This is a genomic window from Alistipes sp. AF14-19, assembly GCF_003461645.1.
Classification (GTDB): Bacteria; Bacteroidota; Bacteroidia; order Bacteroidales; family Rikenellaceae; genus Alistipes; species Alistipes shahii.
In genome coordinates this window covers 1-1,539 of record NZ_QTXM01000048.1, presented here as the reverse complement: position 1 = coordinate 1,539, position 1,539 = coordinate 1, and the positions used below count along the sequence as shown (strand labels likewise).

At 53.0% G+C, this 1,539-nt stretch carries 1 rRNA gene; it reads right to left on the bottom strand.

Going from position 1 to position 1,539, the window contains the following annotated elements:
* Positions 1-6 precede the first annotated feature (6 nt).
* Positions 7-1,530 (bottom strand): 16S ribosomal RNA (locus DWW03_RS16325).
* Positions 1,531-1,539 lie beyond the last annotated feature (9 nt).

The window sequence follows — 1,539 nt, the reverse complement described above, 5'->3', positions numbered from 1 at the left end:
CTCCAGAAAGGAGGTGTTCCAGCCGCACCTTCCGGTACGGCTACCTTGTTACGACTTAGCCCCAGTCACCGGTTTTGCCCTAGGTCGCTCCTTGCGGTCACGAACTTCAGGCACCCCCAGCTTCCATGGCTTGACGGGCGGTGTGTACAAGGCCCGGGAACGTATTCACCGCGCCATGGCTGATGCGCGATTACTAGCGAATCCAACTTCACGGAGGCGGGTTTCAGCCTCCGATCCGAACTGAGATAGGCTTTCGAGATTCGCATCCCATCACTGGGTAGCTGCCCTCTGTACCTACCATTGTAACACGTGTGTAGCCCCGGACGTAAGGGCCGTGCTGATTTGACGTCATCCCCACCTTCCTCTCGGCTTACACCGGCAGTCCCGCCAGAGTGCCCAGCTTGACCTGATGGCAACTAACGGTAGGGGTTGCGCTCGTTATGGGACTTAACCCGACACCTCACGGCACGAGCTGACGACAACCATGCAGCACCTAGTTTCCTGCCCCGAAGGGAAATCCTGTTTCCAGAATCGTCAGTAACTTTCAAGCCCGGGTAAGGTTCCTCGCGTATCATCGAATTAAACCACATGTTCCTCCGCTTGTGCGGGCCCCCGTCAATTCCTTTGAGTTTCATTCTTGCGAACGTACTCCCCAGGTGGATAACTTATCGCTTTCGCTTAGCCGCCGACTGTGTATCGCCGACAGCGAGTTATCATCGTTTACTGCGTGGACTACCAGGGTATCTAATCCTGTTTGCTCCCCACGCTTTCGTGCCTCAACGTCAGATATAGTTTGGTAAGCTGCCTTCGCAATCGGTGTTCTGTATGATCTCTAAGCATTTCACCGCTACACCATACATTCCGCCTACCGCAACTACTCTCTAGTTCAACAGTATTAGAGGCAGTTCCGGTGTTAAGCACCGGTATTTCACCTCTAACTTATCAAACCGCCTACGCACCCTTTAAACCCAATAAATCCGGATAACGCTTGGATCCTCCGTATTACCGCGGCTGCTGGCACGGAGTTAGCCGATCCTTATTCGTACGATACTTTCAGGCTCTTACACGTAAGAGCGTTTACTCTCGTACAAAAGCAGTTTACAACTCATAGAGCCGTCTTCCTGCACGCGGCATGGCTGGTTCAGACTTGCGTCCATTGACCAATATTCCTCACTGCTGCCTCCCGTAGGAGTTTGGTCCGTGTCTCAGTACCAATGTGGGGGGTTAACCTCTCAGTCCCCCTATGTATCGTTGCCTTGGTGAGCCGTTACCTCACCAACCAGCTAATACAACGCATGCCCATCCATAACCACCGGAGTTTTCAACCAGAACCGATGCCGGTCCTGATGTTATGGGGTATTAGTACCAATTTCTCAGTGTTATCCCCCTGTTATGGGTAGGTTGCATACGCGTTACGCACCCGTGCGCCGGTCGCCACCAGTGTATTGCTACACCGTGCTGCCCCTCGACTTGCATGTGTTAGGCCTGCCGCTAGCGTTCATCCTGAGCCAGGATCAAACTCTCCATTGTAAAAAAAAT